Here is a 14,511-nt window from a genome sequence, read left to right as displayed (position 1 = left end):
CGGGCCGTCGCCTCGGCCCGCGCGAATGTGGCCGCCGTGCGCCTCGACGATCGCGCGGCAGATCGCCAGGCCCAGGCCCACGCCGGCGGTGGCCGACTCGCGCTCGCCGCGCACGAACTTCTCGAACAGCGCCTCCTCTCGGCCAGCCGGCAGGCCAGGGCCAAGATCGCTCACGCTGACGACCAACTCCTCGCCCTGCACCCGGGCGCCGATCGTCACCGCGCTGCCGGAGGGCGTGTACTTCGCGGCGTTCTCCAGCAGGTTGCACAGCACGCGCTCGATCAGCGCCGCATCGAAGCACACCAGCGGCAGGCCATCCGGCAGCTCGGTGCGCACCGGGTGGCGCGCCAGGGCCGGGCCAAGCGAGCGCAGCGCGCTACCCACCACCTCCTCGATCGGCTGCCACTGCCGGTCGAGTTGCACCGCGCCGCTCTGCAGTCGCGCCATGTCGAGCAGCTTGCCGACCATCGCGTTCAGGCGCCGCGCCTCCGCGCCGAGTGCCCGCGCCATCTCCTGCGCCTCGCCCTGCGTGCCGTCGACCAGGGTGTCGGCCAGGCCGTAGAGCGCCGCCAGCGGCGTGCGCAGGTCGTGCGACAGCGCCGACAGCAGCGAGTTGCGCAGGCGCTCCGACTCGATCTGGACCGTCGCCTGCTGCGCCACCTCGACGTAGTGCACGCGCTCCAGGGCGATCGCGGTCAGCACCGCAAAGGTCTCGAGCTGGCGGCGCTGCTCGGGGACCAGCAGCAGCCGCGGCTGCGTGGGCTGCAGCGCCAGCACGCCGCGCGAGCGCATCGGCGCCTTCAGCGGCAGGTAGAGCCAGGCGGTGCCGGGCAGGGTGTCGGTCCCGAGTCCGGCCGCGTCGCCGTGGTCGAGCACCCACTGGGCCGTGCCGAGGTCCAGGCCGGGCGCATCGGCGCCGCTGCGCGGCCACTGCAGGCGACCCGCCTCGTCCTGCAGGAAGGTGCGCGCGCGGCCCCGGAATTCACGTTCGATCGCCTGTTCGGCCGTGTGGACGACCTGGTCGGTCAGCAGTTCACCCGACAGGTCGCGGGCCAGTTCGAACAGCGCCCGCGAGCGCGCCTCGCGGTGCGTTGCGACGCTGGCCTGGTAGCGCAGGCCGGCGGTGAGCTGGCCGGTGAGCAGCCCGACCACCAGCATCACCGCGAACGTCAGCAGGTACTGCACGTCGGACACCGCGAACGACAGCTGCGGTACGACGAAGAAGAAGTCGAAGGCGGCGACGTTCAGGAAGGCCGCCAGCACCGCTGGGCCGCGGCCGAAGCGCAGCGCCACGCCCACCACCGCGAGCAGGAACAGCATCACGATGTTGGCGAGCTCGAACACCGGCTGCAGGGGCAGCGCCACCAGCGTGGTCAGGGCGCAGGCCGCCGCCGCCCAGAGGTAGCCCTCGGGCCGGCCGGGCGCGAGGCGGCCTTCTCCCTGGCGCTCGCGCGTCACCGGCATGGCGTGTCGCTGGCCTTCGCCGACTTCGATCAGATCCACGTCGGGCGCCAGCCGCGCCAGCCGCTGCGAGAAGGTGTCGCGCCGCCACCAGGGGCGTTCGCGGTTGTGGCCCATCAGCAGCTTGGAGAGGTTGTGCTCGCGCGCATGCGCGGCCAGCGCGGTCGCCACATCCTGCGCCGACAGCACCGCCGTGACCGCGCCCAGCTCGCCGGCGAGCTTCACCGTCTGCAGGATGCGCTCGCGCTGCGCGGCCGGCAGGCGCTGCAGCGCCGGTGTCTCGACGTAGACCGCGTGCCAGGCCACCGCGAGCTGCTGCGCCAGGCGCGCGGCACTGCGCACCACGTGGTCGGAGTCGTCGCGCGGCCCGATGCAGCACAGCAGCGCGGCCTCGGTCTTCCACACCGGCGCGATGGCCTGCTCGACGCGATAGGCCTGCACGTCGTCCTCGACGCGGTCGGCGGTGCGCCGCAGCGCCAGCTCGCGCAGCGCCATCAGGTTGCCCTTGCGGAAGAAGTGCCCGACCGCCCGCTCCGCCTGCGCCGGCAGGTAGACCTTGCCGGCCTTGAGCCGCTCGATCAGCTCGTCGGCCGGCGTGTCGACCAGTACAACCTCGTCGGCGCGATCGAAGAAGGTGTCGGGCAGGGTCTCGTGCACGCGGATGCCGGTGATGCCGCCCACCACGTCGTTCAGGCTCTCCAGGTGCTGCACGTTGAGCGTGGTGTAGACGTCGATGCCGGCATCGAGCAGTTCCTCCACGTCCTGCCAGCGCTTGGGGTGGCGCGAGCCTGAGACGTTGGAGTGGGCCAGCTCGTCGACCAGCAGCAGTGCGGGCCGGCGCGCCAGCGCGGCGTCGAGGTCGAACTCCGGCAGCATGCGGTCGCGGTGGCGCACCACGGCCGGCGGCAACAGTTCCAGGCCGTGCAGCAGTGCCTGCGTCTCGGCGCGGCCGTGCGTCTCCACCACCCCGGCCAGCACGTCGACGCCGTCGTCGCGCAGCTTGCGCGCCGCCGTCAGCATGGCGCAGGTCTTGCCGACCCCGGCCGACGCACCGAAGTAGATACGCAGCCTGCCGCGCGCGGCCCGCGCCTCGACGTCGCGAAGTTGCACCAGCAGTTGGTCAGGATCGGGCCGCGATTCGGTCATACGGCACCCACGCCGCCACGTTGTCTCACCCGCGGACGCTGCGGGTCCGGCTCCGCCGGCCCGTCAGCGTCGCTCCCTGGAGGGGGAGCGGCGCAGCCGCAACGGAAGTGGTCGTCCTCACAGCCAGCCCGACCGCCGGAAGCGCCACCACACGAAACCGCAGGTCGACGCGATCAGCGCCAGCGCCAGGGGGTAGCCCCACTTCCACTTCAGCTCCGGCATGGAGTCGAAGTTCATGCCCCAGATGCCGGCGAAGGCGGTCGCCACCGCGAAGATGCCGGCCCAGGCCGCCAGACGCTTGGTGACCTCGCTCTCCTCGATCGCCACCATCGACAGGTTGACGTGGATCGCGGTGCCCACCGTGTCGCGGATCGACTCGATCGAGGCGTTGATGCGTGTCAGGTGGTCCACCACGTCGCGGAAGTATTCCTGCGTGCCGGCGCACATCTGCGGCACCCGGCCGCCGTGCAGCTTGGCCGCTGCCTCCAGCAGCGGTGCGACCGCGTGCTTGAGCACCATCACGCGACGCTTCAGGTCGTAGAGCCGCTCGATGTTGGTCCGCGCCGTGCCCTTGACGAAGATCTGCTCCTCGATGGTCTCGAGCTCGGACTCGAACGTGTCGATGATGGGGAAGTAGCGGTCGACCACCGCGTCCATCAGCGCGTACAGCACGAAGCCGGATCCGCGCTTGAGCAGGTGCGGCTCGCGCTCGCAGCGGTCGCGCACGCCGAGGAAGCCCTGCGTGCTGCGGTTGCGCACCGACAGCACGTAGTTGGGCCCGACGAACACGTCGACCTCGCCGACGTTCAGGTCCTGGCCCACCGCCTCGACGAGATGCAGCACGGCAAACATCGAGTTGCCGTACTCCTCGATCTTGGGACGCTGGTGGCCGTGCTGCGCGTCCTCGACCGCGAGTTCGTGCAGGCCGAACTCGTGGCGCATCTCCTCCAGCTCCTCGGTGCTGGCGTCCTGCAGAGCGACCCAGACGAAGCAGCCGGGCCGCGAGATGTAGTCGCTGATCTGTTCGACGGGCAGGTCCGCGAGCTTGCTGCCGTCCTGGTAGGCCACGCAATTGATGAGCATGGGCGATTGTGCTTCGCGCGCGACGGCCTCGGAAGGACCCCTCAGGGCCGCCGCCCGTCCAGCGTCAGATTCAGCGCCAGGACGTTGACGCGCGGCTCGCCGAGGAAGCCGAACCACCGGCCCCGGGCATGCTGATCGATGAGCGCCAGCACCTCGGCTTCGCTCAGGCCGCGCGCCCGGGCCACCCGAGCGGCCTGGTAGCGGGCGCCGGCCAGGCTGATCTCCGGATCGAGCCCGCTCGCCGAAGCCGTGACCAGATCGACCGGGATCGGCAGGGTGTTGCCGGGGTCCGCCGCCCGGAGCGCCGCGATGCGCGCCTCGACGGCCTGCAGCAGCACCGGATTCGACGGCCCCAGGTTCGATCCTCCGGAGGCCTGGGCGTTGTTCGGCGTCGGCGCGGTGGCCGACGGACGGCCCCAGATGTAGCGGGCCGCACCGAACGGCTGGCCGATCAGCGACGAGCCGATGGGCCGGCCGTCCCGGAACAGCAGGCTGCCGGCCGCCTGCGCCGGGAACAGCACCTGGCCGAGCCCGGTGACGAGCAGCGGATAGGCGACACCGGTCAGCAACGTCAACGAAAGGAACAGCACCAGCGAGGCGCGCAGCAGGGTTTTCATGTCGAGATCTCCGTGTCAGACCCGGTGCGCCACACCGAGCAGCAGGTCGATCGCCTTGATGCCGGCGAAAGGCACCACCAGCCCGCCCAGGCCGTAGACCAGCACGTTGCGACGCAGCAGCGCGGCCGCGCCGATGGCGCGATAGGCTACGCCCTTCAGCGCGAGCGGGATCAGGAACACGATCACCACGGCGTTGAATATCACCGCCGACAGGATGGCCGACGACGGGCTGGCGAGATGCATCACGTCGAGCGACTGCAACTGCGGGTAGGTGCTGGCGAAGGCCGCCGGGATGATGGCGAAGTACTTCGCCACGTCGTTGGCGATCGAGAAGGTGGTCAGCGAGCCGCGCGTCATCAGCAGTTGCTTGCCGGTCTCGACGATCTCCAGCAGCTTGGTCGGGTTGGAGTCGAGGTCGACCATGTTGCCGGCCTCCTTCGCGGCCTGCGTGCCGGTGTTCATGGCCACCGCCACGTCGGCCTGGGCCAGCGCCGGCGCGTCGTTGGTGCCGTCACCGGTCATCGCGACCAGCCGCCCCTCGGCCTGGTAGTCGCGGATCAGCTTCAGCTTGGCCTCCGGCGTGGCCTCGGCCAGGAAGTCGTCGACGCCGGCCTCGGCCGCGATCGCCGCCGCGGTGAGCCGGTTGTCGCCGGTGATCATCACGGTGCGGATGCCCATGCGGCGCAGCTCGGCGAAGCGCTCCTTGATGCCGCCCTTGACGACATCCTTCAGTTCCACGACGCCGAGCACGCGCGCGCCCTGCCCGCCCTGCCCGCCCCGCCCGTCGGACTGCGCCACAAGCAGCGGCGTGCTGCCCCGGCGCGCCACCTCGTCGGCGATGCGCTGCACCTCGGCCGGAAACTGGCCGTGCTGCGCCTCGACCCACTGGCGGATCGCCTCGCCCGAACCCTTGCGCAGTTGCCGCGCCGCGCCGTCGATGGTGCAGTCCACGCCGCTCATGCGGGTCTGCGCACTGAACGGCACGAAGCTCGCGCCCAGCGCCGCGAGTTCGCGCTCGCGCAGGCGGAACTTCTGCTTGGCCAGCACCACGATGCTGCGCCCCTCGGGCGTCTCGTCGGCGAGCGACGCGAGCTGGGCCGCACCGGCCAGCACCGGCTCGCTCACGCCTGGCGCCGCGAGGAAGGCCGAGGCCTGCCGGTTGCCGAGCGTGATGGTGCCGGTCTTGTCCATCAGCAGCACGTCGACGTCGCCGGCTGCCTCGACCGCGCGCCCCGAGGTGGCGATCACGTTGGCCTGCATCATGCGGCTCATGCCGGCGACGCCGATGGCCGACAGCAGTGCGCCGATGGTCGTCGGGATCAGGCACACCAGCAGCGCGACCAGCGCGGTGAGGGTCACTGCCGTGCCCTGTTTCGCCGTCTCCACGGCGAAGATCGACATCGGCAGCAACGTCACCACGACCACCAGGAACACGAGGGTCAGCGTGATCAGCAGGATGTTCAGCGCGATCTCGTTCGGCGTCTTCTGGCGTTTCGCGCCTTCCACCATGGAGATCATGCGGTCGAGAAAGGCCTCGCCCGGGTTCACCGAGATGCGCACCACCAGCCAGTCGGACAGCACGCGCGTGCCGCCGGTCACCGATGCGAAATCGCCACCGGACTCGCGGATCACCGGCGCGGATTCGCCGGTGATCGCGCTTTCGTCGACCGAGGCCGCGCCCTCGATCACCTCGCCGTCGAGCGGGATCGTGTCGCCGGCCTCCACCAGCACCACGGCGCCCCGGCGCAGTTCATCGGCCGGCATCGGGTGCCACGACGACCCATGGCGCGGCTGCTCGAGCTTCTTCGCGATCCCCTTGCGCTTCATGCCACGCAGCGAGGCGGCCTGCGCCTTGCTGCGGCCCTCGGCCAGCGCCTCGGCGAAGTTGGCGAACAGCACCGTGAACCACAGCCCCGTGGCCACCGCCAGGATGAAGGCCGGCGGCGCCTCGCCAGCACCGAGCAGCGCCTGGACGCCGAGCCCGGTGGTCAGCAGGCTGCCGACGTAGACCACCAGCATCACCGGGTTGCGCCACTGCAGGCGCGGATCGAGCTTGCGGAATGCCGCGCCGATGGCCGGCCGCAGCAGCACGGGGTCGAGGAGCGCGAGGGAGGTCCTGTCGTTGTTCATGGGGTTCTCCGCCGGCTCAGCGTGCCGCGGCCTGCATCAGGTGCTCGACCACCGGGCCCAGCGCCAGCGCCGGCACATAGTTCAGCAACCCGACCAGCAGCACCGCGCCGATCAGCAGCACGACGAACAGCGGCCCGTGGGTGGGCAGCGTGCCGGCCGTGACCGGCAGGCGCTTCTTGGCCGCCAGGCTGCCGGCGATCGCCAGCACCGGCACGATCACGCCGAAGCGGCCGCACCACATGGCCACCGCGAGCAGCAGGTTGTAGAACGGCGTGTTGGCCGACAGACCGGCGAAGGCGCTGCCGTTGTTGTTGGCCGCCGAGCTGAGCGCGTAGAGGATCTCGGTGTAGCCGTGCGGCCCCGGGTTGCCCATTCCCGCCGGGCCGGTGGGGGCGGTGAGCGCGACGGCCGTGCCCAGCAGCGCCAGCAGCGGCGTGACGAGGATGACGACGGCCGTCATCTTCATCTCGTAGGGCTCGATCTTCTTGCCCAGGTACTCCGGCGTGCGGCCGATCATCAACCCGGCGATGAAGACGGCCAGGATCGCGAACACCAGCATGCCGTACAGGCCGGAGCCGACGCCGCCGAACACCACCTCGCCGAGCTGGATCAGCAGCAGCGGCACCGCGCCGCCGAGCGGCATGAACGAGTCGTGCATCGCGTTCACCGCGCCACAGGAGGCCGCGGTGGTGATGGCTGCGAACAGCGCCGAGGCCGCGATGCCGAAGCGCGCCTCCTTGCCCTCCATGTTGCCGCCCGCCTGCAGCGCGCTCGCCACCGGGTCGACGCCCAGCGCGGCCAGCTGCGGATGGCCCCGCTGTTCCAGGCTCGTGACGGTGACGACCGCCAGCACAAACATCACCGTCATCGCCGCCAGCAGCGCGCCGCCCTGGCGCACGTCGCCCACCAGGCGACCGAAGGCGAACACGAGGCCTGCCGGGATCAGGAAGATCGCCAGCATCTGCGCGAAGTTCGACAGCGGCGTCGGGTTCTCGTAGGGGTGCGCCGAGTTGGCGTTGAAGAAGCCGCCGCCGTTGGTGCCGATCATCTTGATCGCCTCCTGCGACGCCACCGGGCCCATCGCCAGCGTCTGCGGGGGGCTCGCCGCGCCCTCCAGGGTCGACACGTCCTGGTAGGGCTGGACGTTCTGGATCACGCCCTGGCTCACCAGGAAGACCGCGAACACCAGCGACAGTGGCAGCAGCACGTAGACGGTGATGCGCGTCACATCGACCCAGAAGTTGCCGATGGCCGACGACGAGCGCGCGGCAAAGCCGCGGATCAGCGCGAAGGCCACCGCGATGCCGGTCGCGGCCGACAGGAAGTTCTGCACCCCGAGCGCGAGCATCTGCGTCAGGTAGCTCATCGTCGTTTCGCCGGCATAGCCCTGCCAGTTGGTATTGCTGACGAAGCTGACCGCGGTATTGAGTGACGAGTCGGCGCCGACGCCGGGCAGTCCCTGGGGGTTCAGCGGCAGCCCGCCCTGCAGCCGCTGCAGCGCATAGACCGCCAGCGCGCCCAGCGCATTGAAGGCGAGCAGCGCGAGTGCATAGGCCTTCCAGCCCATGCCGACTGCGGCGTCGATGCCGGCCGCGCGGTAGAGCGCCGTCTCGACACGGCAGAACGGCGCGAGCGCCTGCGGCAGGCGCCCTTCCGCCACCGCCGCGAGCCAGCGGCCCAGTGGCCAGGCCACCAGCATCAGCAGCGCGAGGAAGATCGCGAGCTGGATCCAGGCCTGCGAGTTCATCAGTAGTCCTCGGCCTTCAGCAGGGCGTGCAGCAGGTAGCCCAGCAGGCCGGCGGCGATCGCGCCGCCGAGCAGGTAGAGGCCGCTCACGACCAGTCTCCAAGCGAATCGCAGACCCGCACCAGCCCCGCGATCGCCACGACGAACAGGGCCAGCAGCCCCAGCATCACGACGTCCATGTGCACCTCCGGACAACGATGATTTCCATGCACGAGATGCTAGGAATCGCCGCCTCAGGACGGCGTACAAAGCTGCGCCGGGCGCATCAAGAAAGCGTAAAGACGGGAGGCGCAGGCTTCAGAACAGCGTCTGCTGCGCCGGATCGCCGGACGGCGGGCGGAAGCGACTCGTGTCGAGCACCACGCGCTCGCGCACCAGGCCCTGTCGTGCCTCGGCCTTGCGCACGCGCTGGCGGATCAGGTCGGCCCACGGCCCGTCGCCCTTCATGCGGGTGGCGAAGTCGGCGTCGTAGTCCTTGCCGCCGCGCATCTCCCGCACCCGCGCCATCACGCGCGCCGCGCGCTCCGGCACGTGCTGCTCCAGCCACTGGCGAAACAGCGGCGCCACCTCCCAGGGCAGGCGCAGCACGGTGTAATGGATGGACTTCGCCCCGGCCCGCGCGGCGGCCTCGACGAGGCGCTCGATCTCGGGCTCGTTGACGAAGGGGATGATGGGCGCCACGTTCACGCCCACCGGGACGCCGGCCTCGGCCAGTCGCTGCACGGCCTGCAGACGGCGCTGCGGTGAAGCGGCCCGCGGCTCGAGCCGGCGCGACAGGCCGGCATCGAGCGTGGTGACGCTGATGAACACCATCGCCTGCCCGCGGCGTGCGGCCGGCGCGATGAGGTCGAGGTCGCGTTCGACGCCGGCCGACTTGGTGACGATGCTGAATGGGTGCTCGCAGGCGGTCAGCACCTCCAGCACCGCCCGGGTGAGGCGCAACCGCCGCTCGATGGGCTGGTAGCGTCGGTGACCGAGCCGATGTTGATGGCGCTGGGCTGGTAGCCCGTCCGACCCAGCTCGGCGCGCAGTCGCTCGGCGGCATTGACCTTGGCGACCAGCCGGGTCTCGAAGTCCAGGCCGGGCGACAGGTTCAGGTAGCTGTGGGTCGGCCGCGCATAGCAGTAGCTGCAACCGTGCTCGCAGCCGCGGTAGGGGTTGATCGACAAACTGAAGGGAATGTCCGGCGAGTCGTTCGCGCTGAGCAGGGTCTTGACGCGCTCCTCGCTGACCTGGGTCACCGGCGGTGGCCGTTCGCCGTCATCGTCGGCGGCCGGTGATTCCCATCCATCGTCGACGGTCTCCCGCTCGTCGCGCTCATAGCGGTGAGCGATGCGCACGGCGATGCCGCGGCCCTTGATGGGGTCGGCCGGTGGCGCGGGTCGGATCGTGGCCATGAGGGCCACAGAATACTGTATTTTTATACAGTATTTCAGGAGCTCAAGCCAGTGCGCGCGCCTTCGCCCCGCTGGGCAGATCGAGCATCGTCGCAGTCCGTGCCTCGAACTCCGCGACCGGGAGGGCCGGCGCGAACAGGAAGCCCTGGATCTCGTCGCAGCCGGCGCGCTGCAGGAAATCGCGCTGCGCCATGGTCTCCACGCCCTCGGCGATCACGCGCAGCCGCAGTGCGCGCGCCACCTGGATCACCGCCTGCGCGATGCCGGCATCGCTCTCGTCGCCCGGCAGGCCCTTGATGAAGCTGCGATCGATCTTGAGCTTCCTGATCGGGAAGCGCTTCAGGTAGCCGAGACTCGAGTAGCCGGTGCCAAAGTCGTCGATCGCGAGCTGCACGCCGAGCCGATCGAGCGCGCGCAGGCGCTGCAGGGCCTCGTCGGCATCGCGGATCAGGATCGACTCGGTCAGTTCGAGCTCGAGCCAGGTCGCCGGCAGTTTGGCCTCGGCGAGCGCCGTCGCCACGCGATCGACGAAGTCGGCCTGCTGGAACTGCAGCGCCGACACGTTCACCGACACCACCATCGAGCGGCCCTGCGCACGCCACAGCGCGGCCTGCCGCACCGCCTCGCGCAGCACCCATTCGCCCAGCGCGACGATGAAGCCGCTCTCCTCTGCCACCGGGATGAACTCGCCCGGCGACACGTCGCCGAGGCCCGGGTCGCGCCAGCGCAGCAGCGCCTCGGCACCCACCACCGCGTTCGAGGCGATGTCGATCTGCGGCTGGTAGTGCAACCGGAAGTCGCCGCGCTCCAGCGCCAGGCGCATGGAGTGGTCCAGCTTCATGCGCGCCAGCAGGTCGACGTTCATCTGAGGCTGGTAGAAGCGGAAGCCGGCACGGCCTCGCTCCTTCACGCGGTACATCGCGGCGTCGGCGTTCTTGATCAGATCGTCCATCGACTCGCCGTCGTTCGGGTACATCGCGATGCCGATGCTCGCGGTGACGCTGAAGCTCATGCCCTCCAGCGTGAAGGGTTGCCCCAGCACCTCGAGCACGCGCCGCGCGATGGCCTCGGCGCCGCGCGCGTCGGTCTGGTTCAGCAGCATCACGAACTCGTCGCCTCCCAGCCGCGCCACGGTGTCGATCTGACGCAGGCAGGTCTTCAGCCGTTCGGCCACCTCGACGAGCACGCGGTCGCCGAACACGTGACCGAGCGAGTCGTTGATCTGCTTGAAGCGGTCCAGGTCGAGGAACAGCAGCGCGAACGGTGTCTGGTGGCGGTGCGACATCGCCAGCGCGAAGTCCAGGCGCTCGGCCAGCATCACGCGGTTGGGCAAGCCCGTCAGCGCATCGGTGAAGGCCAGCTCCTCGATGCGCTTCTGCGCCGCCACGGTTTCGGTCAGGTCCTTGAAGAAGCCGACGTGGCGCACGCCGGTCTCGCCCGGATCCGTGCCTTCCGCGGCCAGTCGCACCAGCGACACCTGCCCCGGCAGCGTGCTGCCGTCGGCACGGCGATGCCACAGCTCGCCCTCCCATACGCCGCGGAGCGCAAGCTGCTCGCGCACCAGCTCGAACCAGGCGGTGTCGGCGTCGTCGGCGCCGGGCGGGTGCAGCAGGGCCTCGGTGCGCAGGCCGACCAGTTGCTCGCGGCCAAGGCCGGTGATGCGCTCGCAGCTGGCATTGACGGCGGCGATGCGGTGCTCGCCGTCGGTCACGAAGATCGCGTCGAGGCTGGACTCGAACACCTGCGCGGCAAGTTGCAGGCGCGCGGCGCTGGCCAGTTGCTCGGTGATGTCGCGGAACGAGCAGACCCGGCCGATCGGCTGGCCGCGGCCGTACTGCGGCAGCACCACGCGCTCGAGCACGCGCCCGGAGCGCAGGCGCAGCACGTCGCTGGCCCGCAGCAGCGGATCACGATCCAGTTCGCCCAGACGCTCGACGAAACGCTGCTCGTCGACGACATGGCCGCGCATCCATTCGAGGATCTGGCTGTCGTCGCGTTGCGTCAGCAGCTCGACCGGCATGTCCCACAGCTGTGCGAACAGCTGGTTGCAGCCGCGGATCGCGCCGTGCAGGTCGGTGACGAGGATGCCCTCGGCGGTCGACTCGAGCGTGGCGCGCAGCTCGGCCACCAGCTTCTCGAGCTCGTCCTCGGCCTGGCGCTGGGCGCTCTGGTCGCGCAGGCCGAGCACGAAGATCGCCTGACCGGGACGCATCCAGATGCGGTTGACGCGCCGCTCGACGGGGATCATGCGGCCGTCGGCATGGCGCACGAAGCTGTCCGAGTGGATCTGCGGACCCTCGGCGGTGCCGACACCGGCCGCCATGTCCTCCCAGAAACACTCGTCCTCGGGCGTGGCCGACAGCTCGATCACCGGCCGACCGACCAGCGCCGACACCGGCTGGCCGAACAGGGCGGCCGCGGCCTCGTTGGCCGCGACGACGTGCAGCGTCAACGGCTCGACCAGGCAGACGGCCTCGAGCAGGCTGCCGATCAGCGGCTCCCACACGGGCGGGGGCGTCGTCATGCGGCTCCCCGGGCGTCGAGCGCGCCGGTCTCGCGGGCGCGTTCGAAGAAGTAGCAGACGCGCGGTCGCGGCGACAGGTAGTCGAGCGTGGCGCGCGGCAGGTGTTGCGGTTTCAGGCTGCGGCGGATGCCGAGCGTCGGCGTGGTCTCGAGGTTCAGCGGCACCGCCTCGTTGCGCGGCTGCTTGGGCTCGTGCACCAGCACGCAGGGCTTGAGCGGCCGGGCCGAGTTGACGGAGACGACCATGCCGTAACGGTCGTCGGTCAGCTGTACCACGGAGCCGGGCGGGTACACGCCCATCATCTTGACGAAGGCGCCGAACACCGCGCTGTCGAACTTGGCCTTCATCTGTCCGTACATCAGCGCCAGTGCCTCGTGCGGCGTGAGCGCCTGCGCCGGCGTGGCCGGGTTGCACAGGTTGTCGTAGCGATTCACCAGCGCGACGATCTTGGCCGCGGCGCTCATCCGGTCGGCGCCGAGCTTGAGCGGAAAGCCGGTGCCATCGGCGTATTCGTGGTGCTGCGCGAGCACCAGCAGCGCGCCGGGCGACAGCGCCATCTTGCGGCCTAGCGTCACGCCGTGCGAGACATGCTCCTGGTAGAACTGCCGCTCGTGGCTGGACACACTGGGCGACAGCGGGTCGAGCCATCGCACGCGATCGGGCAGCTCGGTCTTGCCGATGTCGTGCAGCATCGCACCGGTGCCCAGGTCGAACATCTCAGCCTTGCCGAGTTCCATCTGCTTGCCCAGCAGCAGCGAGATCACGGTGACGTTGATCGCGTGCATCGAGCCGCGGTCGCCCGCGCCCTCGTTGAGCAGGCGGATCGCCATTTCCTGGGCGCCGAGCACCTTGTCGAGGAAGCCGTTGACCTGCGCCTCGGTCTGTTCGCGCGCGGCCTGCGGCTGGCTGCTCGCCAGTTCGAAACTGCGCCTCAGCACGCGCCCTGCTTCGCTGTAGTGGCGTTCGGCCTGGGCCGCACACGCCTGCTCGGCCAGCAGGGCCTCGCGGCGCAATCGGCGCTCAGCGGCTTCGGGCGTTTCCACCGGAACGACAGGCGCCGCGTCGGCGTCGGCAGCCGCAGCTGCCGGCGCCTCGACGCCAGCGACCTCGGCGCTCAGCACGCCCTCGCCCACCAGGCTCTGCAGCGTCGTGCTGTCGCTGCGCTGCGGCGAGATGCGCACGCGGTCCAGGCCCAGCCCGCGCAGCGTCTCGAGCTGCTGCTCGGTCGAGATGCGGAAGTTGTTGAGCGGGAACGGGTGCTCCATCCACCCCAAGTCGAGGTGAACGTGGAGTCCGATCCGCAGCTTCCGAACGTCGATGGTGGGGCTGTCGTGCATGAGGTTCTGGCCGGGGAATAGCCCTGGCGTGCCCCTTTTTCGGCACTTGCCGGCCTTCCTTGAGCGTCACAAACCCGGCCCCGCTAAAGTCCCGGGCTCGAACTCCTGCCGAGCCCCGATGTCACTCACCGTCTGGTTGACCTTCTTCCTGGCCGCCTGGGCCATCAGCATCTCGCCGGGAGCCGGCGCGGTGGCGGCCATGAGCGCCGGCGCGCGCTACGGCTTCGTGCGCGGCTACTGCATGACTTTCGGGCTGGTTCTGGGCATCCTGACCCAGGTGCTCGCGGTCGGCCTGGGCCTGGGCGCGCTGATCGCCACCTCGGCGACGGCTTTCGCAGTCATCAAGTGGCTGGGGGTCGCCTACCTGCTGTGGTTGGGAGTGCAGCAGTGGCGCGCCCCGGCGGTGCCGCTGGTGCAGGCGACTGCCGAGGCGGCCGTTCCGCGCATCGGCACGCTGGTGTTGCGCGGCTGGATGGTGAACGCCGTGAACCCGAAGGGCACCGTGTTCCTGCTGGCCGTCGTGCCGCAGTTCCTGGACCTGGCCGCGCCGCTGGCACCGCAGTACCTGGTGATCGCCGCGACGCTGGGCTTCACCGACCTGGTCGTGATGGCGGTCTACACCGCGCTGGCCGCCCGCGTGCTGCGGGCGCTGCAGGCGCCGCGGCAGATCCGCTGGATCAACCGCGTGTTCGGCAGCCTGTTCGTCGCGGCCGGCGCGCTGCTGGCGAGCTTCCGGCGCGGCGCCTGAGGCGCGCGGCGCCCGCGCGCGCCCTCACCTCCCGAGCAACTCCCGGATGGCCTGCAGGGCCGTGGGGTCCTCGATGGTGGTCAGGTCGCCCGGGTCGCGGCCCTCGGCTACCGCCTGCAGCGCACGGCGCAGCAGCTTGCCCGAGCGGGTCTTGGGCAGCAGCGTCACGAAGTGCACCCGCGCCGGCCTCGCCACCGCCCCGAGCTGCTGGTCCACCGTCTTCATGATGTCGCCCTCGAGCTTCAGCCGCGCCTGCGGCTCCTCCAGCCCCCGCGCGTCCTTGGGCACCACGAAGGCCACCGCCACCTGGCCCTTGAGCTGA

10 protein-coding genes and 1 pseudogene are annotated in these 14,511 nt (G+C 70.5%); 1 reads left to right on the top strand and 10 read right to left on the bottom strand.

Annotation, left to right across the window (positions count from 1 at the left end; genetic code table 11):
• The 9 genes and pseudogenes from kdpD to Y694_RS14550 form a co-directional block, all read right to left on the bottom strand.
• Positions 1–2,607, bottom strand: a 2,607-nt coding sequence (gene kdpD, locus Y694_RS14590; protein ID WP_036233733.1) for a two-component system sensor histidine kinase KdpD, incomplete at its 3' end; no start/stop codon positions are given.
• A 117-nt stretch (positions 2,608–2,724) separates the two neighbouring features.
• Entirely contained in the window at positions 2,725–3,690 is a 966-nt protein-coding gene (corA, locus tag Y694_RS14585; protein ID WP_011830092.1) for a magnesium/cobalt transporter CorA, read from the bottom strand.
• Positions 3,691–3,731: 41 nt separating this feature from the next.
• Complete coding sequence (kdpC, locus tag Y694_RS14580; protein ID WP_011830093.1) at positions 3,732–4,307, bottom strand: potassium-transporting ATPase subunit KdpC; 576 nt, start codon at positions 4,305–4,307, stop codon at positions 3,732–3,734.
• A 15-nt stretch (positions 4,308–4,322) separates the two neighbouring features.
• Entirely contained in the window at positions 4,323–6,437 is a 2,115-nt protein-coding gene (gene kdpB, locus Y694_RS14575; protein WP_036233730.1) for a potassium-transporting ATPase subunit KdpB, read from the bottom strand.
• Positions 6,438–6,453: 16 nt separating this feature from the next.
• On the bottom strand, positions 6,454–8,184 hold the full coding sequence (kdpA, locus tag Y694_RS14570) for a potassium-transporting ATPase subunit KdpA (RefSeq protein WP_036233727.1): 1,731 nt from the start codon (positions 8,182–8,184) through the stop codon (positions 6,454–6,456).
• A complete protein-coding gene (kdpF, locus tag Y694_RS14565) occupies positions 8,184–8,273 on the bottom strand; it encodes a K(+)-transporting ATPase subunit F (RefSeq protein WP_036233725.1) in 90 nt (29 codons plus the stop codon). The genes kdpA and kdpF overlap by 1 nt, the downstream gene beginning before the upstream one ends.
• Positions 8,274–8,480: 207 nt before the next feature.
• Positions 8,481–9,580 (bottom strand): annotated as a pseudogene (locus Y694_RS14560) (PA0069 family radical SAM protein).
• A 43-nt stretch (positions 9,581–9,623) separates the two neighbouring features.
• On the bottom strand, positions 9,624–12,104 hold the full coding sequence (locus Y694_RS14555) for an EAL domain-containing protein (protein ID WP_036233714.1): 2,481 nt from the start codon (positions 12,102–12,104) through the stop codon (positions 9,624–9,626).
• On the bottom strand, positions 12,101–13,441 hold the full coding sequence (locus Y694_RS14550) for an HD-GYP domain-containing protein (protein ID WP_036233711.1): 1,341 nt from the start codon (positions 13,439–13,441) through the stop codon (positions 12,101–12,103). Before Y694_RS14550 ends, Y694_RS14555 begins: the two co-directional genes overlap by 4 nt.
• Before the next feature lie 118 nt (positions 13,442–13,559).
• On the opposite strand from Y694_RS14550, the gene Y694_RS14545 reads away from it, so the two are divergent.
• Positions 13,560–14,189, top strand: a complete 630-nt coding sequence (locus Y694_RS14545; protein WP_011830100.1) for a LysE family transporter — start codon at positions 13,560–13,562, stop codon at positions 14,187–14,189.
• A gap of 24 nt (positions 14,190–14,213) precedes the next feature.
• Here the strand turns inward: Y694_RS14545 and Y694_RS14540 are convergent.
• Positions 14,214–14,511: AMP-binding enzyme (locus tag Y694_RS14540; RefSeq protein WP_036233703.1), on the bottom strand; the 298-nt coding region annotated here is incomplete at its 5' end.

The organism is Methylibium sp. T29-B (assembly GCF_000576225.1).
Lineage (GTDB): Bacteria > Pseudomonadota > Gammaproteobacteria > Burkholderiales > Burkholderiaceae_C > Methylibium > Methylibium petroleiphilum.
The sequence above is the reverse complement of the archived record's forward strand: the minus strand, read 5'-3'. Positions and strand labels throughout refer to the sequence as shown.